Source organism: Bradyrhizobium sp. CCGUVB4N (genome assembly GCF_024199945.1).
Taxonomy (GTDB): Bacteria; Pseudomonadota; Alphaproteobacteria; order Rhizobiales; family Xanthobacteraceae; genus Bradyrhizobium.
Genome location: NZ_JANADP010000001.1, coordinates 6,913,439 through 6,936,323, shown reverse-complemented (window position 1 = coordinate 6,936,323; position 22,885 = coordinate 6,913,439). Strand labels below are relative to the sequence as shown.

Here is a 22,885-nt window from a genome sequence, read left to right as displayed (position 1 = left end):
GCTCTACCCATCCTACGAGCTGTCACGGTTTGAAGCTGGAACTGGCTCGCGAGCCTTGGCTGCGGTCGCATGATTTTGCACAGGCGTAAGCCACTGATCTCACAGCCCCCGTCTACTGTGCATGGGGTTGTTTTCGCGGCCTTGGTCGCGAGAGAGGCTAGCCTGCGCCCAGCGCGACCGCGACGTTGTAGGTGAGAAGGCTCGCCGCATAGGCCAGGACAAGCATGTAGGCGAACGTCGCCGCCATCCAGCCCCAGCTTCCGGTCTCGCGCCGGATGACGGCGAGCGTGGAGGCGCATTGCGGGGCGAAGATGTACCAGGCGAGCATCGACAGCGCGGTCGCGAGCGACCACTTCGTCGCCAGCACCTGGCCGATCTGCTCGGCCGCTTCCTTGCCGCCCTCGATCGCATAGACGGTGCCGAGGGCTGCGACCGCGACCTCGCGCGCCGCCATGCCCGGGATCAGCGCGACCGCGATCTGCCAGTTGAAGCCGACGGGATGAAGCAGCGGCTCGATCGCCTTGCCGATGATGGCGGCGAGGCTGAAGTCGATCGCGGGCTCGGTGGCGCCTGCGGGCGGCTGCGGGAACGAGGCCAGAAACCAGATCAGCACCATCATCGAGAAGATCGTGGTGCCGGCGCGCTGCAGGAACATCTTCGCACGGGTGAAGATGCCGATCGCGATCGATTTCAGCCGCGGCATCTTGTAGTCCGGCAGCTCGAGCATGAACGGCGCCGGCGCATAGTCGCGCAGCATGAAGAATTTGATCAGGAACGAGACGACCAGCGCACTGGTGATGCCGGCCGCATAGAGCCCGAACATCACGAGGCCCTGCAGGTTGATGAAGCCCCAGACGTCCTTGGCCGGAATGAAGGCGGAGATGATCAGCGTGTAGACCGGAATGCGCGCCGAGCAGGTCATCAGCGGCGCGATCAGGATCGTGGTCAGGCGGTCGCGCTTGTTGTCGATCACGCGCGTCGCCATGATGCCGGGGATGGCGCAGGCAAAGCTCGACAGCAGCGGAATGAAGGCGCGGCCGTGCAGCCCTGCGCCGCCCATGATGCGGTCCATCAGGAACGCGGCGCGCGCCATGTAGCCGAAATCTTCCAGGAGCAGGATGAACAGGAAGATGATGATAATCTGCGGCAGGAACACGATGACGCTGCCGACGCCGGAGATCACGCCGTTCTGAAGGAAGCTCTGCAGCAGGCCCTCGGGCAGGGTGGCGTGGACGAAGTCGCCGAGCGCGTCGAAGCCCGATTGCAGCAGCTCCATCAGCGGCTGCGCCCAGGCGAACACCGCCTGGAACATCACGAACAGGATGAGCGCGAGCACGATCAGGCCGCCGACCGGATGCAGCACAATCGCATCGATGCGCGCGGTCCAGGTGTCGGGCCTGGCAGGCAGGCTGACGCAGTCGGAGATGATGCGGTCGGCCTCGCGCTGGGTCGCGCGCAATTCGGCGACGCTGAGCGCGCGCCAGCTGTTTTCGACCGGCTCGGCGGAGAGCTTGGCCGAGATCTCGTCGGTCAGCGCCAGCAGGTCAGCCGTGCCGCCCTTGCGCACCGCGATCGAGGTGACCACGGGCACGCCGAGCTCCTTGGCGAGCCGCTCCACGTCGACCGAGATGCCGCGGCGGCTCGCGATGTCGAACATGTTGAGCACGAGGATCATCGGCCGCCCGGTGCGCTTCAGCTCCAGCAGCAGGCGGATGGTCAGGCGCAGATTGGTGCTGTCGGCCACGCACAGCACGAGGTCGGGCACAGTCTCGCCGGAAGCCTTGCCGAGCACGAAGTCGCGGGTGATCTCCTCGTCGGGGCTGCGGCCGCGCAGCGAATAGGTGCCGGGCAGGTCGACCACGGAGACCTGGCGCCCCTGCGGGGTGACGAAAAAACCTTCCTTGCGCTCGACGGTGACGCCCGGATAGTTGGCCACCTTCTGCCGGCTGCCGGTCAGCGCATTGAACAGCGACGTCTTGCCGCTGTTTGGCGTGCCCACCAGGGCGAGATGCAGAAGGGGTAATTCCATGGAATCAGATGTCCGGCCGCAATCTCAGGCGACGATGATGGCCATGGCTTCGCGGCGGCGCACCGCGATGGTGATGTTGTCGACGCGCACGGCGATCGGGTCGCGTCCGACCAGCCCCTCGTGCAGGACCTCGACCCGCGCGCCCTCGACGAAGCCGAGCTCGATCAGCCGGCTCTCGAGCTCGATGTCCGAGAGTGCCGAGCCGGCGTCCTTGGCGGAGAGGTGCTGGATGACGCCGGTATAGCCGCGCTTGGCCAGGCCCAGCGGCATCTCGCGGCGCGTATCGTGGGTGTCGGTCATGCCCTGTATTTTCAACGCAGGGCAGGGAGGTCAAGCGCGCACGCTCGTTGAAACTGCACCTTAGAGTGATTTTAAAGTGCAGATCACGAAGCCGTGGGCCGAACGCCTTGGCAGCAGTCCTTGGCGCCAGTCCTTGGCGCTACTGCGCCGGGACCTTTTCCGGCTGGGCGGCCATGGCGCGGCTCTTGAAGTAGTCGAGCACGAACAGGCGGATTGCCGAGGACAGATTGCCCTGCTGGCGGCCGCCGTCGATTTCGCCGACGAGCTCGGACAGCGTCATGTTGCGCAGGCCCGAGATCTCCTTCATGCCGTTCCAGAACGCCTCTTCCAGGCTGACGCTGGTCTTGTGGCCGGCGACCACGATCGAGCGCTTCACGACGGGCGACTTCATGGCTGCTCCTCGCGATCGATCCGATGCTGGTCCAGATGCGCCTTCGCCTGGTCCGCCTGCTTCTCCGCCGACGATCGCTCGGCCTTCGTGCGGCCGAACTTCGTTCGGTTGGCGTCCGCCTGCTTCGCCGATGCTTCCCGCTCGGCGCGCTTCCTGAAACGATTCAGGTTGATGACGTTCCCCATGCCGCGTCTCCATCATCCGCTCCTCTTCAGGCTGGATGAAACTTCCAGAAACAGGGCGCCGCGTTGCGCCCCACAAGACTTGATCGTCATTCGCTCGTCCTCGTCAATCGGCCTGTCGGCCATCAAACGATGAATTTCGCCCCGTCAAGGGCAGAGGGGCTTTGCGTAGCAGGTGCCGCCGCCGCCACATTGACGGTAATCAAATCCTGTCCTTTAAGCCTTATAATTATGAGCTTTTAGGGCTCCGTATCATTACGGATGACTATCGGAATTCGGAATTCACCCGGGTCGCGTCATCTTCTCCGGCTGCACCAGGCGGTCGAATTCGTCGGCCGAGACGAAGCCGAGCCGCAGTGCCTCCTCCTTCAGCGTGGTGCCGTTGGCATGCGCGGTCTTGGCCACCTTGGCCGCGTTGTCGTAGCCGATCTTCGGCGCGAGCGCGGTCACCAGCATCAGCGAACGCTCCATCAGCTCCTTGATGTGCTTCTGGTCGGCGCGGATGCCGCTGACGCAATGCTCGGTGAATGAGCGCGCGGCGTCCGCCATCAGGCGGATCGAGTGCAGCATGTTGTAGGCGAGCACCGGCTTGTAGACGTTGAGCTCGAAATGGCCCTGGCTGCCGGCGACCGTGATCGCGGTGTGATTACCGAACACCTGGCAGCACACCATGGTCATCGCCTCGCACTGCGTCGGATTGACCTTGCCCGGCATGATCGATGAGCCCGGTTCGTTCTCCGGCAGGATCAGTTCGCCGAGGCCCGAGCGCGGGCCCGATCCGAGCAGGCGGATGTCATTGGCGATCTTGAAAAGGCCCGTCGCGACGGAATTGATGGCGCCGTGCGCCAGCACATAGGCGTCGTTCGAAGCCAGCGCCTCGAATTTGTTGGCGGCGCTGGTGAAGGGAAGTTTCGTGATCCCGGCGACGTGCTTTGCAAACAGCCTTGCGAAGCGCGGCTTCGAATTGAGGCCGGTGCCGACGGCGGTGCCGCCCTGCGCCAGCGGATAGAGGTCCTTCACCGCGACCTTGAGCCGCGCGATGCCGCTCTCGACCTGCGCGGCGTAGCCCGAGAATTCCTGGCCAAGTGTCAGCGGCGTCGCATCCTGGGTGTGGGTACGGCCGATCTTCACGATCTTGGCGAACTCCTTCTCCTTCTTGCGCAGCGCGCGGTGCAGTTCGCCGAGGGCAGGGACGAGATCCGCCGTGACGCGGCTTGCGGCCGCGATGTGCATCGCCGTCGGGAAAGAGTCGTTCGACGACTGGCTCATGTTGACGTGGTCGTTGGGATGCACCGGCTTCTTGGATCCGAGCTCGCCGCCGAGCAGCTCGTTGGCGCGGTTGGCGATGACCTCGTTGAGGTTCATGTTGCTCTGCGTCCCCGAGCCGGTCTGCCACACCACGAGCGGGAAATGATCGTCGAGCTTGCCCTCGATCACCTCGTGCGCGGCGCGAATGATGGCGCCAGCGCGGCGCTTGTCGAGCAGGCCGAGCTCGAGGTTGGACTGTGCGGCCGCAAGCTTGACGATGCCGAGGGCATGCACGAGCGAGATCGGCATGCGGTCAATGCCGATGCGGAAATTCTGGCGCGAGCGTTCGGTCTGCGCCCCCCAATAGCGATCGGCGGGGACCTCGATGGGACCGAAGCTGTCGGTCTCGATGCGGGTCGCGGGGCGGGTGGTCTTCGCGCGGGCAGCTTTGGCCATGAGCACATCCATTCTGCCGCGCGAGACGCCGCGCGGCCTCTTGATGTGCTCTTCTATATAGGGAGTTTGGCCGGGCGCGACGGTCTCGCGGCCAACCTAGATCATTTCTTGCGGAAACGATCGAGCCGCACGACCTCGGCGCCGCCCTGGTTCGGCGGGGTCGGTTCTTCCGCGGTCTCGGCCGTCTCGGTGGCCGGCGCGGGTGCCGCCACGGCGGATGGGGCCGGGGCCACGGGCAAATTCTCGCCCGTCACCTCCGCGACATCCGAGGTGTCGAACTGGAGGCCGAATTTCACGGACGGATCGAGGAAGCTCTTGATGGCGCTGAACGGCACGATCAGCCGCTCCGGGATGCCGCCAAAGGACAGGCCGACCTCGAAACGGTCCTCGAGCACGGTCAGATCCCAGAACTGGTGCTGGAGGATGATCGTCATCTCTTCCGGATATTGCGCAAGCAGCCGGCTCGACAGCTTCACGCCCTCGGCCTTCGATACGAAGGTGATGAAGAAATGGTGCTCACCCGGCAGGCCATGGGCCGCGGCGTCGGTCAGCACCTTGCGCAACACGCCGCGCAGCGCGTCGCGTGCCAGCACATCGTATCGGATATGATCGGTCGCCATGGTGGTCCTGTTGCATTCCAGGAGACGGGCCCTGCCGGCCCGACTCGCCAAGCCGCAATAGTACCGCGCCTGACGGGTCAGCAGGAGTCCCCGCCGGGAAGGAAATCAGAGGTAAGTGGAGGCTTCTGTTGCCAGGTGCCTCCGAACCCCGCCTAACGGAGCTTAACCCGTTAGGACTTTAAGATGGTCTTTCAAACTGCGTTACGCAGCCTGAGCAACCGGAGCAAAGTTGTCGTTGGCAACTATTGCAGTAGCCCGATAACGGCGGAACAATACCGGGAAAAAGTACGCCCTTTACGCCCTCGTCGATCCTATTTCGCCCCCGCCGAAGCTCACTTGCCAGTGGGCCAAGCCCGCCAAACGATGAGCTTTGGTGGAGGCGCCGGGTACCGCCCCCGGGTCCGAATGGTTTATTGCGACGACCGTTTATTTCCATAGCCGGCGAACCGGCACCCCCAATATAGGGGGCAAAGGTATAGAAAGACAGGGGTTTGGCGCGACGGCGCGGAGGTTCCTTTGGATAGGTTCCGACCGGTGTTCTGTCTGATCTTGGCCCCGCGGCGGACCGCGTTCTAAGCTGTTGGCATGTCCCCGGATTCAGCACCGGCCGCCCAAGAGCCGGATCCTTCGCCAACTCACGCCGCTCCGCCAGGTCTCGCCGCGCTGTTTCTGGCCTTTGCCCGGATGTCGCTGGCCGGCTTCGGCGGCGTCCTGGTGTTTGCCCGGCACGCCATCGTCGACCAGCATCGATGGATGACCGCGGACGAGTTCAACGAGACCTTTGCGCTCTGCCATTTCCTGCCCGGGCCCAACATCGTCAACCTGTCGATGGTGTTCGGCTCGCGGCTGCGCGGCATCGCCGGCGGCGTCGCAGCCTTCACCGGGCTGTTGCTGCCGCCGACGCTGATCATGACGGTGCTCGCGATCATCTACGCCCGGTTCGGCGACGTGGAGGTGCTGCGTCGTATTCTCGCAGGCATTTCCTGCGCGGCGGTCGGCTTGTTGATCGCGGTGGTCTTCCGCATGATGACGCCGCTGCTGAAGCGGATGGACGTCGTCGTGCTCATCCTGATGCTTGGCGTGTTCACAGCCATCGGCGTGCTTCGCTGGCCGTTGCAGGCGGTGCTGCTGGTCGCGATCCCGCTCAGCATCGGCGTCACCTATCTGATGCGGCGGAAGGTAGCAGCATGAGCAGCGAGAACCCGATCTGGGCGCTGATCTCCACCTTTGGTCTAATGTCCTTGTTCGCGGTCGGCGGCGCCGCGGCCGCGGTGCCCGAGATGCACCGCATCGCCGTCGATGTGCATCACTGGATGACCGACAAGCAGTTCGCGGACGCCTATGCGATCGCGCAGCTTTCGCCAGGTCCCAACGTGCTTATCGTCACGTTAATCGGCTATGCCGTTGCCGGCATTCCCGGCGCGCTGGCCGCAACGTTGGCGATGTGCCTGCCGACGGCGCTGCTTGCCTATTATGTCAGCCGGCTTTTGAACCGGCCGAGCCAATCGCGCTGGCCCGGCCTGATCCAGGCTGCACTGGTTCCGCTGTCGATCGGATTGATGGCGGCGAGTGCTCTGATCCTGGCACGGTCGACCGATCGCACCATTGCTGCGCTGCTCCTGACCGCCACGGTTGCAGTGATCGCCTCCGTCTCGCGCGTCAATCCACTGTGGCTTCTGCTAGCAGGGGGCCTGTTGGGTTTTGCTGGCATTGTGTGATGAAAATCGCTAGGCAATGATCCGGGCCGGGGATCGATTTCCAGCCGATTAGAACAACAGTGCTCGTGGCTTACGGGTCGCGGAGGAGACATGCATGGCCGACACAATGGGCCACTCGGCGGCGTCAGCCACAAGAAACACATCGGTGGCGATCGGCTTCTGCCTGCTGGCCATCGCGCCACAAATTTTCGAATTCATCTGGTCGATCGGGACGATCTTTGGCTGGGGTGCCGGGCGCGGTCCGGCATCGGTCCTGATCAGCCACGCGACTGCACTGGTCGCGGGCGGTCCGGCTGCGCTGCTCGGCGCGGTCGGCGGTGATACCAAGAAGGCGTCATCGGACGTTCTGCTGGCACTGATCTATTCCTATCCGCTGTTCGCGGTGGCGATTGTCACACTGTTCATGACGATCAGGTCGGCGCAGGACTATATCGGCGGCGTCATTCTCATGGCGCTTGCGCTGTTCGCGCTGTGGGCCTCGAGCGACCTGCAGGGTATGCGCGGCTTCTCCTTTGGCGCGGGCACCGCACCGCGGATGTTCGGGGGATTGCTGGTGGCTCTGTCCGCGGGCATCGCCTTGACGGGCCTTTTGGCCGAGGGTCCCTCGCTCGCGCATTATTCATGGCGCGGACCCCTGTTCGTGATGTGCGCGATCCTGTTCTTCGCGCTGGCGATCCGGCCGCTTGGTCTCGTGGTCTCGGCGTTTGTGAGCTTCATGATCGCCGCGCTGGGATCGCATGAAACGCGCTGGGTGGAGGCGGCCATCGTCGGCGCCTGCCTGACGGTCGGCTGTGCGCTTCTCTTCCCCTACGTGCTCGGTTTGCCAATGCCGATGTTCCCGCGTTTCCTGGCTCAGTGAGGCTGTCATGGAGCTTTTTGCCAACCTCGCTCACGGTTTCGCCGTCGCCTTTTCTCCGATCAACCTTCTGATGTGCCTGATCGGCGCGCTCGTCGGCACGCTGGTCGGCGTGCTGCCGGGCATCGGCACCATCGCGACCGTCGCGATGCTGCTGCCGATCACGTTCGGGCTGCCGCCGGTCGGCGCGCTGATCATGCTCGCCGGCATCTATTACGGCGCCCAGTATGGCGGCTCGACCACCTCGATTCTGGTCAACATTCCAGGCGAAGCGACATCGGTGGTCACTGCCATCGACGGCCACGCCATGGCCAAGCAGGGCCGTGCCGGTCCGGCGCTGGCGATCGCCGCGATCGGCTCGTTCTTCGCCGGTTGCGTCGCGACCGTGCTCATCGCGGTTCTCGGTGCACCACTCACAAAACTTGCGCTGGCGTTCGGTCCGGCCGAGTACTTCTCGCTGATGGTGCTCGGCCTGATCTTCGCCGTCGTGCTCGCCAAGGGCTCGGTGCTGAAGGCGATCGCGATGATCGTGTTCGGCCTGCTGCTGTCGATGGTCGGCTCGGACATCGAGACCGGTGCTTCGCGCATGGCCTTCAACATTCCGGAGCTTGCCGACGGCCTCGGCTTTGCGACGGTGGCGATGGGCGTGTTCGGCTTTGCCGAGATCATCCGCAATCTCGACGCCGGCGCCGAGATGAATCGCGATCTGGTGCAGCAGAAGATCACCGGCCTGATGCCGACCAGGAAGGACCTAGCCGACTCGACGCCCGCGATCCTGCGCGGCACCGTGCTCGGCTCGATCCTCGGCATTCTGCCCGGCGGCGGTGCGGTGATCGCGTCGTTCGCGGCCTACACGCTCGAGAAGAAGCTCGCCAAGGATCCGAAGCGGTTCGGCCGCGGTGCGATCGAGGGCGTGGCGGCACCGGAAAGCGCCAACAACGCAGCCGCCCAGACCTCCTTCATCCCGCTGCTCACCCTCGGCATCCCGCCGAACGCGGTGATGGCGCTGATGGTGGGTGCGATGACCATTCATGGCATCGTGCCGGGTCCGCAGGTGATGCAGAAGCAGCCTGATCTGGTCTGGGGCATGATCGCCTCGATGTGGATCGGCAATCTGATGCTGATCATCATCAACCTGCCGCTGGTCGGAATCTGGGTCCGCCTGCTGCGCGTGCCGTATCGGCTGATGTTCCCCTCGATCGTGATCTTCTGCGCGATCGGCATCTACTCGGTGAACAACGCCCCGGTCGACGTCATCCTCGCAGGCGTGTTCGGTCTCGTCGGCTACTGGCTGATCAAGCACGATTTCGAGCCGGCGCCGCTGCTGCTCGGCATGGTGCTCGGACCGCTGATGGAAGAGAACCTGCGCCGCGCGCTGTTGATCTCGCGTGGTGACTGGAGCGTGTTCCTGACGCGTCCGCTCTCGGCGGTGCTGCTCGCGATCGCGGCATTCCTGCTGGTGCTCACGCTGTTGCCCATGCTGCGCGCCAAGCGCGACGAGGTGTTCACCGAATCCGAGAACTGAGCGGCGCGTACCTGCGTCGGCGTGTCACGCGTCGGCACGCCGCATTCGGAAGTCCAATCGACTTGTGTGATGTCTTCGTGAAATGAAAATGCCGGCCGCGAGGCCGGCATTTTTGTTTATGTCGGAGATGATCCAGATGACCTCCATTCGCGCGCTCACGGGCGCATGTGCAGCCGTGCTCGCATCGCTGTGCGGCTTTGTCGCGACCAGCGAAGCGCAGACCTATCCGACGCGCAGCATAACCATGATCGTGCCGTTCGCGGCGGGCGGCCCCACCGACGTGATCTCGCGCATCGTCACCGGCCACATGGCGCAGACGTTAGGGCAAAGCATCATCATCGAGAACGTGGTCGGCGCCGGTGGCACCACTGCGACCACGCGCGCCGCGCGCGCCGCCAATGACGGCTATACGCTGATCACCGGGCATATGGGCACGCACGCCGCCTCCGTGCCGCTCTATCCGAAGCTCGCCTACCATCCCGAGAAGGACTTCGAGCCGATCGCGCTGCTCGCGGGTACGCCGATCCTGATCCTGGCGCGCAAGGATTTTCCGCCAAAGGACCTCAAGGAGTTCGTCGCTTACGTGAAGGCGAATGCCGAGAAGGTGAACGCCGCGCATGCCGGCGTCGGCTCGGTCTCGCACGTGTCTTGCGAGCTCCTGCACTCCATTCTCGACGTCAAGCCGGTCGGCGTGCCCTTCAACGGCACCGGCCCGGCGATGAACGCGCTGGTGGCGGGCCAGGTCGACTACATGTGCGACCAGATCGTCAACGCCGTGCCGCAGATCAATGCCGGCACCATCAAGGCCTATGCGATCGCAACGCCGGAGCGCAATCCGTCGTTGCCGAACGTGCCGACAACGGCGGAAGCGGGCCTGCCCACATTCCAGGCCCAGGCCTGGAATGCGATGTTCGCGCCGAAGGGAACCTCGCCCGCGATCCTGGCGACCCTGAACGCCGCTGCCGCCAAGGCGCTCGACGATGAGACCGTGAAGAAGCGCTTGCTCGAGCTCGGCAGCGTCATCCCCACCGCGGCCGAGCGGACCCCGGAGGCGCTTGCCGCCCTCGTCAAATCCGAGATCGCGAAGTGGACCCCGGTGCTCAAGCCGGCAAGTTAAGCCAGTACAATCAATCCGATAGGCGAGGGACGGGACACCAGTTCCGCCCCTTGTCGTTTGCGCCGGGAGTTCTCACTTTTCCGGGTATAATCGGCGGGACCAGCGAATCGCCGCTGTCACAGCGCCGGGGGCGCCGTTAAGTTCGCCGCCTCCCCAAAGGCTCTATCGCACATGCACCAGTATCAGGACCTGCTCGAGCGGATTCTTTCAGACGGCGCCGAGAAGACAGATCGGACCGGTACCGGCACGCTGTCGGTGTTCGGCCATCAGATGCGCTTCAATCTGTCCGCCGGCTTCCCGATGCTGACGACCAAGCGGCTGCCGCTGAAGGCGATCGTGCATGAACTGCTGTGGTTCCTGAAGGGTGACACCAATATCAAATATCTCAGGGATAACGGCGTCACGATCTGGGACGAGTGGGCGGATGCCAATGGCGATCTCGGCCCGGTCTACGGTCATCAATGGCGCTCCTGGCCGACGCCTGATGGCGGCAGCATCGACCAGATCGCCAAGGTCATCGATATGATCAAGCGCACCCCGGATTCGCGCCGGCTGATCGTCACCGCCTGGAATCCGGCCGATGTCGACAAGATGGCGCTGCCACCCTGCCATCTGCTGTTCCAGTTCTATGTCGCCAACGGAAAACTGTCGTGCCAGCTCTATCAGCGCTCGGCCGACGTGTTCCTCGGCGTGCCCTTCAACATCGCCTCCTACGCGCTGCTCACCATGATGGTCGCGCAGGTCACGGGCCTGAAGCCCGGCGACTTCGTGCATTCGCTCGGCGACACCCATCTCTATTCCAACCATCTGGAGCAGGCCCGGCTTCAATTGACGCGCGCACCGCGTGCGCTGTCGGTGATGCGCATCAACCCCGATGTGAAGGACATCTTCTCCTTCCGCTACGAGGACTTCGAGCTCGTCGGCTACGATCCGCATCCGCACATCAAGGCGGCAGTCGCGGTCTAGCGTCGATGGCGTTGAACATCCGCCGCGTACGTCCTGGCGAAGCAGGGCTCGTGCTTGGTTTCGTCCGCGAACTCGCCGAGTACGAAAAACTCTCGCATGAGGTCGAGGCAACCGAGGCTGACATTGCCGAGGCCTTGTTCGGCAGCGATCCGCGGTTGTTTTGCGCGATCGCCGAGTGGAACGGCGAGCCCGCTGGCTTTGCAGTCTGGTTCCTGAATTTCTCCACCTTCAGCGGTCGCCACGGCATCTATCTCGAAGATTTGTATGTGCGGCCGTCGCATCGGGGCAAAGGCCTCGGCAAGGCGCTGCTGGTCTATCTGGCGAAGGAATGCGTCGACAACGGCTGGTCGCGCCTGCAATGGGCGGTGCTCGACTGGAACGCGCCGTCGATCGCGTTCTACAAATCGCTCGGCGCCGCGATGCTGGACGACTGGACGCTGTGCCGGGTCTCCGGTCCTGCACTGACGCGGCTTGCAGGGAGTGCGCCCTGATGGAGATCGTCTTCGTCGTTGCGATCGCGGAGAACGGCGTCATCGGCGCCGGCAACGCGATGCCGTGGCGATTGAAGTCCGACTTGGCGCGCTTCAAGGCGCTCACCATAGGCAAGCCCGTGATCATGGGCCGTAAGACCTTCGAGTCTTTACCGGGGCGCCGGCCGCTTCCGAACCGCACCAACATCGTGATCACGCGCGATGCGGCCTATCGCGCCGCTGGCGCCGTCGTCACGACATCGGCGGCGGATGCGGCCGCGGTTGCGCTTGGTGACGCCCTGCGGCGTTCAGCCGCTGAAATCGCCGTGATCGGCGGCGCCGAAATCTTCCGGCAATGGCTCGACCGGGCCGATCGCCTTGAAATCACCGAAGTGCATGCGCGACCCGATGGCGACACGCATTTCGAGATCGACAGGGCGCAGTGGGACGAGACCGGGCGCGTTCGCCATCCGGCCGGGCCGGACGACAGCGCCGACTTCTCCTATGTGACATATCGTCGGCGGCCGTCCCATTAACCGCATTCGCCAATGTTAACATTGACTTTTCTACCCCCGAGCTTAGCTCGTGGGTCGGTCAGGCTTGCGTTGTAAGGGTCCTTTCGGTCCCCTATAAAGCCGGACCGGACAATGCGGGCCGGCTTTAGTTCTAGTCCCGGTCTGCCGAGGAGAGCGTCGAATGCCGTGGAAGAATCAGGGCGGTGGCCCATGGGGCTCGGGTCCGAAAGGACCATGGGGCACAGGCCCGCAACCGGTCGGGCCGAGGCCGCCGGATCTGGAGGATCTTCTGCGGCGTGGCCAGGACCGGCTGCAGCAGATCATGCCGGGTGGCTATTTCTCCGGCATCGGCATCACGCTGATCCTGCTCATCGTCGTCGCGCTCTGGCTGCTGTCGGGCTTCTTCCGCGTGCAGTCCGAAGAGCAGGGCGTCGTGCTGCGCTTCGGCAAGCATGTGCGCACCGTGGACCCCGGCCTGAACTATCATCTGCCCTATCCGATCGAGACCGTGCTGCTGCCGAAGGCGCTGCGCGTCTCGACCATTTCCATTGGCATGACGCTGATCGACGATCCGGCCCGCCGCGGCCGCTCGATCCGTGACGTGCCGGAAGAGAGCCTGATGCTGACCGGCGACGAGAACATCGTCGATGTCGACTTCACCGTGCTGTGGCGTATCAAGCCCAACGGCGTCGGCAACTTCCTGTTCAACATCCAGAACCCCGAAGGCACCGTGAAGGCCGTCGCCGAAAGCGCGATGCGCGAGGTGATCGGGCGCTCCAACATCCAGCCGATCCTGACCGGCGCGCGGACGCAGACCGAGAGCACCGTGCAGGATCTGATGCAGAAGACGCTCGACGGCTACGGCGCCGGCATCCAGATCACCCAGGTGCAGATGCAGAAGGTCGATCCGCCGGCGCAGGTGATCGATGCCTTCCGCGACGTGCAGGCGGCGCGCGCCAATCTCGAGCAGCTGCAGAACGAAGCGCAGACCTATGCCAACAAGGTCGTGCCGGAAGCGCGCGGCAAGGCTGCGCAGATCCTGCAAGCCGCCGAAGGCTACAAGGAGCAGGCGGTCGCCGAGGCCAAGGGCCAGAGCGCCCGCTTCCTGAAGGTGTACGAGGAATACAAGAAGGCGCCCGACGTGACGCGTGAACGGATCTATCTGGAGACGATGGAGCGCGTGCTCGGCGGCTCGGACAAGCTGATTTATGACGGTGGCCCCTCGGGCCAGGGCGTCGTGCCCTATCTGCCGCTCAACGAATTGTCGGCCAAGAAGCCCACGACGACGGGCCAGCAGTCGAGCGGAGGCACAAGATGAGGTCTCCGGTTACAGGTATCGTCGTGCTGCTTGCGGCACTTCTGGTCGCGATTGTCGCCTACATGTCGCTGTTCACGGTGCAGCAGACCGAGCAGACCATCGTGCTGCAATTCGGCAAGCCGGTGGACGTCGTCACCGATCCCGGGCTGCACTTCAAGGCGCCCTGGAATTCCGTGATCAACATCGACAAGCGGATTCTCGACCTCGAGAACCCCTCGCAGGAGGTCATTGCCTCCGACCAGAAGCGGCTCGTGGTCGACGCCTTTGCGCGCTACCGCATCAAGGACGCGCTGCGCTTCTACCAGAGCGTGGGTTCGATCCAGGCGGCAAATCTCCAGCTCACTTCGCTCTTGAACGCGGCGCTGCGCCGCGTGCTCGGTGAGGTCAACTTCATCACCGTGGTGCGTGATGAACGCGAGAAGCTGATGGGGCGCATCCGCGAGCAGCTCGACAAGGAGGCCGACGGTTACGGCATCGAGGTCGTTGACGTCCGGATCCGTCGCGCCGATCTGCCCGAGCAGAACAGCCAGGCGGTCTACCAGCGCATGCAGACCGAGCGTCAGCGTGAAGCGGCCGAGTTCCGCGCGCAGGGTGGCCAGAAGGCACAGGAGATCCGCTCCAAGGCCGATCGCGAGGCAACCGTGATCATTGCCGAGGCCAACTCGCAGGCCGAGCAGACGCGCGGTGTCGGTGACGCCGAGCGTAACCGCCTGTTCGCCGAAGCCTATGGCAAGGATGCTGACTTCTTCGCCTTCTACCGGTCGATGACGGCCTATGAAAACGGGCTGAAGAAGGACGACACCCGCTACCTGCTGCGGCCGGACTCGGATTTCTTCCGGTATTTTGGTAACCCGTCGGGCAAGACGGCGACCGAGACGCCGGCGAAACCGTAAGCTAGACAAGGGCGGCAGGTTTAGCCGCCCTTCGTCCAGACAAGAACAGCACCACGGGAGGTTCCAATCCGATGAGGTCCATTGCGTTCGCCGACTTCCTCATCGGCTTAGGCATTCTGTTCGTGCTGGAAGGCTTGATGTTCGCGGCCAGTCCGAACTGGATGCGGAAAGCCATGAAGAGCGCCATTGCCACGCCGGACAATATCCTGCGGGCGGTCGGGATCGGATCGGCCGTGGCCGGCCTGATCCTGATCTGGGTGATGCGGCGTCCGATCTAGCCGCTGGGCCAACGCCAAAGTGAAGGCGAGGGGCGGGTTTTCGCCGTATTGTGTGGGTCTTCGGGCCCGTTAAGCTCCGGCTTGCGCCGTGACCCCGTTCGAGCGCAGTCTTGAGGCCGAATCCTTTTCTCTGGAGACCACAATGACCGCTGCCACCATTGTCACGACCCGCTTGCGCCAACATGCGCGATTTGGGCTGGCCGCGCTCGCCATCGGCGCTTTCAGTGTGTTCGGCTCGCCGGCACAGGCACGCGGACCGGAGGGCATCGCCGACGTCGCCGAGAAGGTGATCGACGCGGTCGTCAACATCTCGACCTCGCAGACGGTCGAGGCCAAGGGCGGCGGCAGCAACACCATGCCGCAACTGCCGCCCGGCTCGCCCTTCGAGGAATTCTTCGACGATTTCTTCAAGAACCGCAAAGGCCCCGGCGGCGGCAGCAAGGGCGGCGATAACGGCGGCGGCCCTCCGCGCAAGGCCAACTCGCTCGGCAGCGGCTTCATCATCGACACCTCCGGCGTCGTCGTGACCAACAACCACGTCATCGCCGATGCCGATGAGATCAACGTCATTCTCAACGACGGCACCAAGATCAAGGCTGAGCTGGTCGGTGTCGATAAGAAGACCGACCTCGCAGTCTTGAAGTTCAAGCCGCCGAAGCCGCTGGTTGCCGTGAAGTTCGGCGACTCCGACAAGCTGCGCCTGGGTGACTGGGTGGTTGCGATCGGCAATCCCTTCAGCCTCGGCGGCACCGTGACCGCGGGCATCGTCTCGGCCAAGAACCGCGACATCTCCTCGGGGCCCTATGACAGCTACATCCAGACCGACGCCGCCATCAATCGCGGTAATTCCGGCGGCCCGCTGTTCAACCTCGAAGGCGACGTCATCGGCGTCAACACCCTGATCATCTCGCCCTCCGGCGGCTCGATCGGCATCGGCTTCGCCGTGCCGTCGAAGACGGTCGCGGGCGTCGTGGATCAGCTCCGCCAGTTCGGCGAATTGCGCCGCGGCTGGCTTGGCGTGCGCATCCAGAGCGTCACCGACGAGATCGCCGAGAGCCTCAACATCAAGCCGGCGCGCGGCGCGCTGGTGGCCGGCGTCGACGACAAGGGCCCGGCCAAGCCGGCCGGCATCGAGCCCGGTGACGTCGTCGTCAAGTTCGACGGCAAGGACGTCAAGGACCCGAAGGACCTGTCCCGCGTCGTCGCAGACACCGCAGTCGGCAAGGAGGTCGACGTCATCATCATCCGCAAGGGCGAGGAGCAGACCAAGAAGGTCACGCTCGGCCGCCTGCAGGATCCGGACAAGGTGCAGGCCGCGGTGAAGACCGACGAGCCGCCGCCGGAGAAGCCGGTGACGCAGAAGGCGCTCGGCCTCGATCTCGCCGTGCTGAACAAGGATCTGCGCACGCGCTACAAGATCAAGGACACCGTCAAGGGCGTGGTCGTCACCAATGTCGACGCCAATTCGGATGCCGCCGAGAAGCGGCTCTCCGCCGGCGACGTCATCGTCGAAGTCGCGCAGGAAGCGGTCGCGAGCGGCGCCGACATCCAGAAGCGGGTCGACCAGCTCAAGAAGGACGGCAAGAAGTCCGTGCTGCTGCTGGTCTCGAACGGCGACGGCGAGCTGCGGTTCGTGGCGCTGAGCGTGCAGTAAGGGACGCACAGTCCTGTCTGGTGGGCAAAGCGAAGCGTGCCCACCAATCTTTCTGCCGTAGCAAGAGATGGTGGGCACGGCGCGATGCGCCTTTGTCCACCCTACCGCTGCGGGGCCGCAGTTAGAGACTACGCCTCGACAAATTCGTCCCGCCGATAGCCCTGCGCATACAGCAGCGCGGTGAGATCGCCGTGGTCGATCCGGGCAGCTGCGGCGGCCGCCACCGCTGGCTTCGCGTGATACGCCACGCCCAGTCCGGCGGCCTGGATCATCGCGAGATCATTGGCGCCGTCGCCGACGACAACCGAGTCGATGTCGTCGAGATCGAACGACTCCATCAAATCCACCAGAGTTGCCAGCTTGGCGGCGCGACCCAAAATCGGCTCCTTCACTTCGCCGGTGAACTTGCCGTCGCGTACGACGAGCTCGTTGGCGCGGTTCTCCTGGAAACCAATTTTTGCGGCGACCGCGCTGGTGAACAGGGTGAAGCCGCCGGAGACGAGGCAGGTATAGGCGCCGTTGGCGCGCATGGTCGCGACCAGCTCGCGGCCACCCGGGGTCAGCGTGATGCGCTTGGCCAGCACCTCGTCGACGACGCTGGCCGGGAGATCCTTCAGCAGCGCGACGCGCTCGCGCAGTGCCGGTTCGAACTCGATCTCGCCGCGCATCGCGCGTTCGGTGATGGCGGCGACGTGGGCCTTCATCCCGACGAGATCGGCGAGCTCGTCGATGCATTCCTGGCCGATCATGGTCGAATCCATGTCGGCGAGAAAAAGCTTCTTGCGCCGGACGCCGGCAGGCTGCACCACGATGTCGATGGGCAGATCGCCGCGAAGCTCGCGCAATCGCTCTTCGATGGCGTGACGGTCGGCTTCGAGGTTACTGTCGGCGCCGAAGGGAATGTCGACCGCAACCCCGTCGAACAGCCAGTGCGCGGGGGCCGCTTGCGGCAGCACGGCGCGGGCGCCGTCGACAATGGTCGAGTCGAGGGCGGGATTGGCGGGATTGCAGATCAGCGTGGCGACGAGGGACATTTGAGGTTTTCGTGAGCGAGAGGCATTCGAGCAAGGCCGTGCTTATCGCAGGCCCGACCGCCAGCGGCAAGTCGGCCCTGGCGCTCGAGCTTGCGCTGAACACGGGCGGAATCGTGATCAATGCCGATTCCATGCAGGTCTATCGCGACCTCCGCGTCATCACTGCGCGTCCCACGCAGGATGAGGAGGCGCGCGTTCCGCATCGCCTCTATGGCCATGTCGATGCGGCCGTGAATTTCTCCGCCGGTGCCTGGGTGGCTGACGCCGCGGAGATGCTGGAAGAGGCGAAAGACGAGGGCCGCCTGCCGATCTTCATCGGCGGCACCGGGCTGTATTTCAAGGCTTTGACGGCGGGTCTCTCGGTGGTGCCGCCGATCCCTGCGGAAATACGTGAGGACGTACGTGCCCGGCTGGAGCGCAACGGCGTGGAGGCCCTGCATGCGGAACTCGCGCGTCGCGATTCCCGCGCCGCCGATCAACTGAATCTCCGCGACAGGACGCGGATCGCACGTGCGCTCGAAGTGGTCGAGGCGACCGGTCGTTCGCTGCTCGACTGGCATCATGAGGGCGAGCCACCGCTGTTGCCCAAGGATCGTGTCCGCGCGGTGTTTCTCGCGCCCGAGCGCGACGAGCTCTATGCCCGCATCGATGCCCGGTTCGACGCTATGCTGGGCGCCGGTGCCCTGACAGAGGTGGAGCGGCTCGCCGCCCGCGGCCTCGATCCGCTGTTGCCGGCCATGAAGGCCCACGGTGTGCCGGCCTTGGCCCGGCACCTGCGCGGCGAGCTCAGCCTGGAGGAGGCCGCCACAATCGGCCGGGCCGACACCCGCCACTACGCCAAGCGGCAATTCACCTGGTTTCGGCATCAATTGCCGGAATTCGAGTGGGTGAAGCCTGGGGCGGCAAGGGGGTGGCTGGCGGATGCCGCCCACGCGGTCCGGGATCCCGATTGACGTGCTTTTGTGCTCGGGTTCCCGCATTTACCTCTCGCCGAACTACGGGAACACCGCTACACTGCCAAAATCGCGCGGGAATGGCCGCTTTGCCTTGACATCGGGGCTTTGGTCGTTATGTTTCGCGCAACCTTTGGGAAGCCGAGCGCCTGCCATGCGTAACATTATTACCAAACTCCTTATCGCCGTCGTACCCAGGCACACCGCCGGGGGTGGCTAGCTGCCATCCACATGACAGGCGGTGTGCAGGGTCCCTCTTCGGGGCCTTTTTTATTTCCCGAACCCGACACGAACGAAGCCGCTGACAACAGCGCATCCGGAGCAAGCCAATGACCGACAAGAGCCACGATCCGAACCAGATGACCGGCGCCGCGATGATCGTCCGCGCGCTCATCGATCACGGCGTGACCGACATTTTCGGCTATCCCGGCGGCGCGGTGCTTCCGATCTACGACGAGATCTTCCAGCAGAGCGAAGTCCAGCACATCCTGGTTCGCCACGAGCAGGGCGCGGGCCACGCCGCCGAGGGCTACGCGCGCTCGACCGGCAAGCCGGGCGTTGCGCTGGTGACCTCCGGCCCCGGCGCCACCAACATGGTGACGCCGCTGACCGACGCGCTGATGGACTCGATCCCGCTGGTCTGCATCTCCGGCCAGGTGCCGACGCATCTGATCGGCAACGACGCGTTCCAGGAATGCGACACGGTCGGCATCACGCGTCCCTGCACCAAGCACAATTGGCTGGTGCGCGACGTCAACGATCTCGCCAAAGTCCTGCACGAGGCGTTCTACGTTGCGACCACGGGCCGTCCGGGCCCGGTGCTGGTCGACGTTCCCAAGGACGTGCAGTTCGCGACCGGCACCTATCATCCGCCGCGCAAGTCCGACGTGCACCGCTCCTACGCGCCCCGCGTGAAGGGCGATGCGACGCAGATCCGCAAGGCCGTGTCGCTGCTCGCCGGCGCCAAGCGCCCGGTGATCTACAGCGGCGGCGGCGTCATCAATTCCGGTCCTGAGGCGACCAAGCTCTTGCGCGAGCTGGTCGAGGTCACCGGTTTCCCGATCACCTCCACGCTGATGGGCCTGGGTGCGTATCCGGCATCGGGCAAGAACTGGCTCGGCATGCTCGGCATGCACGGCACCTACGAAGCCAACATGACCATGCATGATTGCGACGTCATGCTGTGCGTCGGCGCGCGCTTCGACGACCGCATCACCGGCCGTGTCGATGCGTTCTCGCCGAACTCGAAGAAGATCCACATCGACATCGACCCGTCCTCGATCAACAAGAACATCCGCGTCGATGTCCCGATCATCGGCGATTGCGGCAACATCCTCGGCGACATCCTCCAGGTGTTCAAGGCCGAGGCGAAGAAGCCCGACATCAAGACCTGGTGGCAGCAGATCGCGCAGTGGCGCGCCCGCAACTCGCTCTATTACAAGAAGAGCAACGACATCATTCTGCCGCAGCACGCGATCCAGAGCCTGTTCGAGGCGACGCGCGGCAAGGACACCTACATCACGACCGAAGTCGGTCAGCACCAGATGTGGGCGGCGCAGTTCTACGGCTTCGAGGAGCCGCATCGCTGGATGACGTCGGGCGGTCTCGGCACCATGGGCTACGGCCTGCCGGCGGCGATCGGCGTGCAGGTCGCGCATCCCGACAGCCTTGTCATCGACATCGCGGGCGACGCCTCGGTGCAGATGACGATGCAGGAGATGTCGACGGCCGTTCAGTATGAGCTGCCGATCAAGATCTTCATCCTGAACAACCAGTACATGGGCATGGTGCGGCAGTGGCAGCAATTGCTCCACGGCAACCGGCTGTCGCATTCCTACTCGGAGGCGTTGCCGGATTTCGTCAAGCTCGCGGAAGCCTATGGCGGCGTCGGTCTCCAGGTCACCAAGCCTGCCGATCTCGAAGGCGCCATCAAGGAGATGATCTCGGTCAAGCGCCCGGTGCTGTTCGACTGCCGTGTTGCGGCGCTGGAAAACTGCTTCCCGATGATCCCCTCCGGCAAGGCGCATAACGAGATGCTGTTGCCCGAGCAGGCCAACGATGAAGCCACCGCCAAGGCCTTCGCCGGCGGCAAGGCGCTGGTGTGAGGCCATGTTCGACCTGACGGAGCTCGAGCGAGCACATGCGATCGTGGGGCAGGCGGTGCCGGCAACGCCGGCGCGCGCCTGGCCCTTGCTCGCTGGGCGGCTCGGGACCGAGGTCGTGGTCAAGCACGAGAACCACACGCCGATCGGCGCCTTCAAGGTGCGCGGCGGGCTCGTCTATCTCGACCGTCTCAAGCGCGAGCGGCCGAACACGCCCGGCATCATTTCGGCGACGCGCGGCAATCACGGCCAGAGCCTGGCCTTTGCCGCGAGCCGTCACGGCGTGCCGGCAGTCATCTACGTGCCGCGCGGCAATTCGGTCGAGAAGAACCGCGCGATGAAGGCCTTTGGCGCCGAGCTGGTCGAGCACGGCGAGGACTTTCAGGCCGCGCGCGAGGAGGCCGAGCGGCGTGCGCAGTTCGCCGGGCTCCATATGGTGCCGTCATTCCACCCGGACCTCGTGCTGGGCGTTGCGACCTATGCGCTCGAGCTGTTCCGGTCCGCATCCGATCTCGACGTTCTCTACGTGCCGATCGGGCAGGGCTCCGGCATCTGCGGCTGCATCATGGCGCGTGACCTGCTTGGCCTGAAGACGGAAATCGTCGGTGTGCAGTCGACGGAAGCGCCGTCCTACGCACTCTCATTCGCCGCCGGCAAGATCGTGACCACTGAGACGGCGAATACGCTCGCCGACGGCATGGCGACGCGTATCCCCGACGAAGATGCGCTCGCGCTGATCCGCAAGGGGGCCTCACGCATCGTAGAGGTCTCGGACGACGAGGTCGCCGCCGCGATCCGCGCCTACTGGACCGATACACACAATCTCGCCGAAGGCGCCGGTGCTGCCGCGCTCGCCGCGGCGCTGCAGGAAAAGAGCAAGCTGAAGGGCAAGCGCGTCGGTCTCGTGCTGTCCGGCGGCAATATCGATTTCGATCTGTTCCGCCGTTGGGTCGGGACGGACGCGCCAGCGATGGCGTGAGGAAGAGACAAGAGGGGACGACAATGAACCAGCCCGCATCCGCCTACTTCATCGAAGACCGCCATGATCCCAACGAGACGCACACGCTTGCAGTGCTCGTGCAGAACGAGCCCGGCGTGCTCGCCCGTGTCATCGGCCTGTTCTCCGGCCGCGGCTACAACATCGAGAGCCTCACGGTCTCGGAGACTGAAGCGCAGAAGCATCTGTCGCGGATCACCATCGTCACCACGGGCACGCCGATGGTGATCCAGCAGATCAAGCACCAGCTCGATCGCATGATCCCGGTCTACCAGGTCGTCGACATGACCCAGACCAAGCGCTCGATCGAGCGGGAGCTTGCGATGGTGAAGGTGCGCGGGCAGGGCGAGCACCGCGTCGAGGCGCTGCGGCTGGCGGACGCGTTCCGCGCCCGCGTGATCGACGCCACCACCGAGAGCTTTGTGTTCGAGATCACAGGCAATACCGACAAGATCAACCAGTTTATCGACCTGATGCGCCCGCTCGGCCTTGTCGAGGTGTCGCGCACCGGCGTTGCCGCGATCGGCCGCGGGCCCGAAGGGATGTGAACCATGCTGGCGCGCGACTGGTATTATAACGAGCGGAACCGGATGGGCATCGAGCCCGCGGTGGCGTCGATCTACGACGCCCACGACGATGCCGATCTGCGGGCGCGCGCCGCACTGAAAATGCTGGGAGTCCAGCGCGGCTGGCGAATCGCCGACATCGGTTGCGGCAATGGCGTGCTTGCCACCGAAGCGGCGCTGATGGGCGCCGAGGTTGACGCCATCGACATCTCGCCGGCGATGCTGGCGCTGGCCGAGATCTATGCCCGCGACCGCAAGGCGCCCGTGCGGACGCAGTCCGCCGGCCTGCTCAGCTTTGCCTACCGGCCGGAATCCTACGATTTGATCGTCAGCGAGTTCACGCTGCATCACCTGCCCGACTTCTGGAAGGTCGTGGCGATGTCGCGGATCTTTCGCGCTTTGAAGCCCGGCGCGAGCTTCTACCTGCGCGACATCGTCTACGCCTCGATGCCCGATGCCGTCGAGCGCAATGTCGAGGAGTGGGCCGACTACCAAATCAAGAACCATGATTTCTCGCGCGAGGGCGTGGTGACGCATATGCGCGACGAATATTCCACCTTCGGCTGGGTGATGGAGCGGATGCTGACCGACGTCGGCTTCACGCTGATCTCGGCCGACTATCACGCACCGATGCACGGCACTTATCTCCTCCGCAAACCCAAAGCCGGCGAGCAAGGCTAGACCAGAAGAACAAGCA

General features: G+C 64.5%; 24 protein-coding genes and 1 other RNA gene. 17 read left to right on the top strand and 8 right to left on the bottom strand.

What is annotated here, in order from left to right; genetic code table 11:
- Positions 1 to 157: 157 nt before the first annotated feature.
- The 7 genes from NLM31_RS32180 to ssrA all read right to left on the bottom strand — a co-directional run bounded on the left by NLM31_RS32180 (position 158) and on the right by ssrA (position 5,716).
- Positions 158 to 2,029 (bottom strand): ferrous iron transporter B, encoded by a 1,872-nt coding sequence (locus tag NLM31_RS32180; protein ID WP_254194916.1) that lies wholly within the window; start codon positions 2,027 to 2,029, stop codon positions 158 to 160.
- 24 nt (positions 2,030 to 2,053) lie between these two features.
- Complete coding sequence (locus NLM31_RS32175; RefSeq protein WP_148754161.1) at positions 2,054 to 2,329, bottom strand: FeoA family protein; 276 nt, start codon at positions 2,327 to 2,329, stop codon at positions 2,054 to 2,056.
- 139 nt (positions 2,330 to 2,468) lie between these two features.
- A complete protein-coding gene (locus NLM31_RS32170) occupies positions 2,469 to 2,720 on the bottom strand; it encodes a ribbon-helix-helix domain-containing protein (RefSeq protein WP_254133306.1) in 252 nt (83 codons plus the stop codon).
- Entirely contained in the window at positions 2,717 to 2,905 is a 189-nt protein-coding gene (locus NLM31_RS32165) for a DUF4169 family protein (RefSeq protein WP_254194915.1), read from the bottom strand. Before NLM31_RS32165 ends, NLM31_RS32170 begins: the two co-directional genes overlap by 4 nt.
- 279 nt (positions 2,906 to 3,184) lie before the next feature.
- A complete protein-coding gene (gene fumC, locus NLM31_RS32160) occupies positions 3,185 to 4,618 on the bottom strand; it encodes a class II fumarate hydratase (protein ID WP_254133304.1) in 1,434 nt (477 codons plus the stop codon).
- 89 nt (positions 4,619 to 4,707) lie between these two features.
- Positions 4,708 to 5,226, bottom strand: a complete 519-nt coding sequence (locus NLM31_RS32155) for an SspB family protein (protein WP_254133303.1) — start codon at positions 5,224 to 5,226, stop codon at positions 4,708 to 4,710.
- 114 nt (positions 5,227 to 5,340) lie between these two features.
- Positions 5,341 to 5,716, bottom strand: a transfer-messenger RNA (tmRNA) gene (gene ssrA / locus NLM31_RS32150).
- 95 nt (positions 5,717 to 5,811) lie between these two features.
- Here ssrA and NLM31_RS32145 point away from each other — a divergent pair.
- The 12 genes from NLM31_RS32145 to NLM31_RS32090 all read left to right on the top strand — a co-directional run bounded on the left by NLM31_RS32145 (position 5,812) and on the right by NLM31_RS32090 (position 16,536).
- Positions 5,812 to 6,417 carry a chromate transporter gene (locus NLM31_RS32145; protein ID WP_254133302.1) on the top strand — a complete coding sequence of 202 codons (606 nt, stop codon included), beginning with the start codon at positions 5,812 to 5,814 and terminating at the stop codon, positions 6,415 to 6,417.
- Entirely contained in the window at positions 6,414 to 6,944 is a 531-nt protein-coding gene (locus tag NLM31_RS32140) for a chromate transporter (RefSeq protein WP_254133301.1), read from the top strand. The genes NLM31_RS32145 and NLM31_RS32140 overlap by 4 nt, the downstream gene beginning before the upstream one ends.
- Before the next feature lie 94 nt (positions 6,945 to 7,038).
- Positions 7,039 to 7,803: a tripartite tricarboxylate transporter TctB family protein gene (locus NLM31_RS32135; RefSeq protein ID WP_254133300.1), complete on the top strand. Its 765-nt coding sequence runs from the start codon at positions 7,039 to 7,041 to the stop codon at positions 7,801 to 7,803.
- Positions 7,804 to 7,810: 7 nt separating this feature from the next.
- The gene (locus NLM31_RS32130; RefSeq protein ID WP_254133299.1) at positions 7,811 to 9,325 is read left to right on the top strand and encodes a tripartite tricarboxylate transporter permease; all 1,515 of its coding nucleotides are present in this window, start codon (positions 7,811 to 7,813) and stop codon (positions 9,323 to 9,325) included.
- Between the two features lie 136 nt (positions 9,326 to 9,461).
- Complete coding sequence (locus tag NLM31_RS32125) at positions 9,462 to 10,442, top strand: tripartite tricarboxylate transporter substrate-binding protein (RefSeq protein WP_254133298.1); 981 nt, start codon at positions 9,462 to 9,464, stop codon at positions 10,440 to 10,442.
- Positions 10,443 to 10,613: 171 nt separating this feature from the next.
- Entirely contained in the window at positions 10,614 to 11,408 is a 795-nt protein-coding gene (locus NLM31_RS32120; RefSeq protein ID WP_254133297.1) for a thymidylate synthase, read from the top strand.
- Positions 11,409 to 11,413: 5 nt separating this feature from the next.
- Positions 11,414 to 11,899, top strand: coding sequence for a GNAT family N-acetyltransferase (locus NLM31_RS32115; protein WP_254194914.1), 486 nt, complete (start codon positions 11,414 to 11,416; stop codon positions 11,897 to 11,899).
- Positions 11,899 to 12,414, top strand: coding sequence for a dihydrofolate reductase (locus NLM31_RS32110; protein ID WP_254194913.1), 516 nt, complete (start codon positions 11,899 to 11,901; stop codon positions 12,412 to 12,414). The genes NLM31_RS32115 and NLM31_RS32110 overlap by 1 nt, the downstream gene beginning before the upstream one ends.
- Positions 12,415 to 12,574: 160 nt before the next feature.
- On the top strand, positions 12,575 to 13,711 hold the full coding sequence (hflK, locus tag NLM31_RS32105) for an FtsH protease activity modulator HflK (RefSeq protein WP_254133294.1): 1,137 nt from the start codon (positions 12,575 to 12,577) through the stop codon (positions 13,709 to 13,711).
- Complete coding sequence (gene hflC / locus NLM31_RS32100; protein ID WP_254133293.1) at positions 13,708 to 14,604, top strand: protease modulator HflC; 897 nt, start codon at positions 13,708 to 13,710, stop codon at positions 14,602 to 14,604. The genes hflK and hflC overlap by 4 nt, the downstream gene beginning before the upstream one ends.
- A gap of 71 nt (positions 14,605 to 14,675) precedes the next feature.
- Positions 14,676 to 14,882, top strand: a complete 207-nt coding sequence (locus tag NLM31_RS32095) for a DUF2065 domain-containing protein (protein WP_057747247.1) — start codon at positions 14,676 to 14,678, stop codon at positions 14,880 to 14,882.
- 142 nt (positions 14,883 to 15,024) lie between these two features.
- The gene (locus NLM31_RS32090) at positions 15,025 to 16,536 is read left to right on the top strand and encodes a Do family serine endopeptidase (RefSeq protein ID WP_254133292.1); all 1,512 of its coding nucleotides are present in this window, start codon (positions 15,025 to 15,027) and stop codon (positions 16,534 to 16,536) included.
- 128 nt (positions 16,537 to 16,664) lie between these two features.
- On the opposite strand, the gene serB is transcribed toward NLM31_RS32090, so the two are convergent.
- Entirely contained in the window at positions 16,665 to 17,570 is a 906-nt protein-coding gene (serB, locus tag NLM31_RS32085; RefSeq protein ID WP_254194912.1) for a phosphoserine phosphatase SerB, read from the bottom strand.
- A gap of 11 nt (positions 17,571 to 17,581) precedes the next feature.
- On the opposite strand from serB, the gene miaA reads away from it, so the two are divergent.
- The 5 genes from miaA (at position 17,582) to NLM31_RS32060 (ending at position 22,869) form a co-directional block, all read left to right on the top strand.
- A complete protein-coding gene (miaA, locus tag NLM31_RS32080) occupies positions 17,582 to 18,523 on the top strand; it encodes a tRNA (adenosine(37)-N6)-dimethylallyltransferase MiaA (protein WP_254194911.1) in 942 nt (313 codons plus the stop codon).
- Between the two features lie 329 nt (positions 18,524 to 18,852).
- Positions 18,853 to 20,628: an acetolactate synthase 3 large subunit gene (locus tag NLM31_RS32075; protein ID WP_254133289.1), complete on the top strand. Its 1,776-nt coding sequence runs from the start codon at positions 18,853 to 18,855 to the stop codon at positions 20,626 to 20,628.
- A gap of 4 nt (positions 20,629 to 20,632) precedes the next feature.
- On the top strand, positions 20,633 to 21,604 hold the full coding sequence (locus tag NLM31_RS32070; RefSeq protein ID WP_254133288.1) for a threonine dehydratase: 972 nt from the start codon (positions 20,633 to 20,635) through the stop codon (positions 21,602 to 21,604).
- Positions 21,605 to 21,627: 23 nt separating this feature from the next.
- Positions 21,628 to 22,170, top strand: coding sequence for an acetolactate synthase small subunit (gene ilvN, locus NLM31_RS32065; RefSeq protein WP_254133287.1), 543 nt, complete (start codon positions 21,628 to 21,630; stop codon positions 22,168 to 22,170).
- Between the two features lie 3 nt (positions 22,171 to 22,173).
- A complete protein-coding gene (locus NLM31_RS32060; RefSeq protein WP_254194910.1) occupies positions 22,174 to 22,869 on the top strand; it encodes a class I SAM-dependent methyltransferase in 696 nt (231 codons plus the stop codon).
- Positions 22,870 to 22,885: the final 16 nt, after the last annotated feature.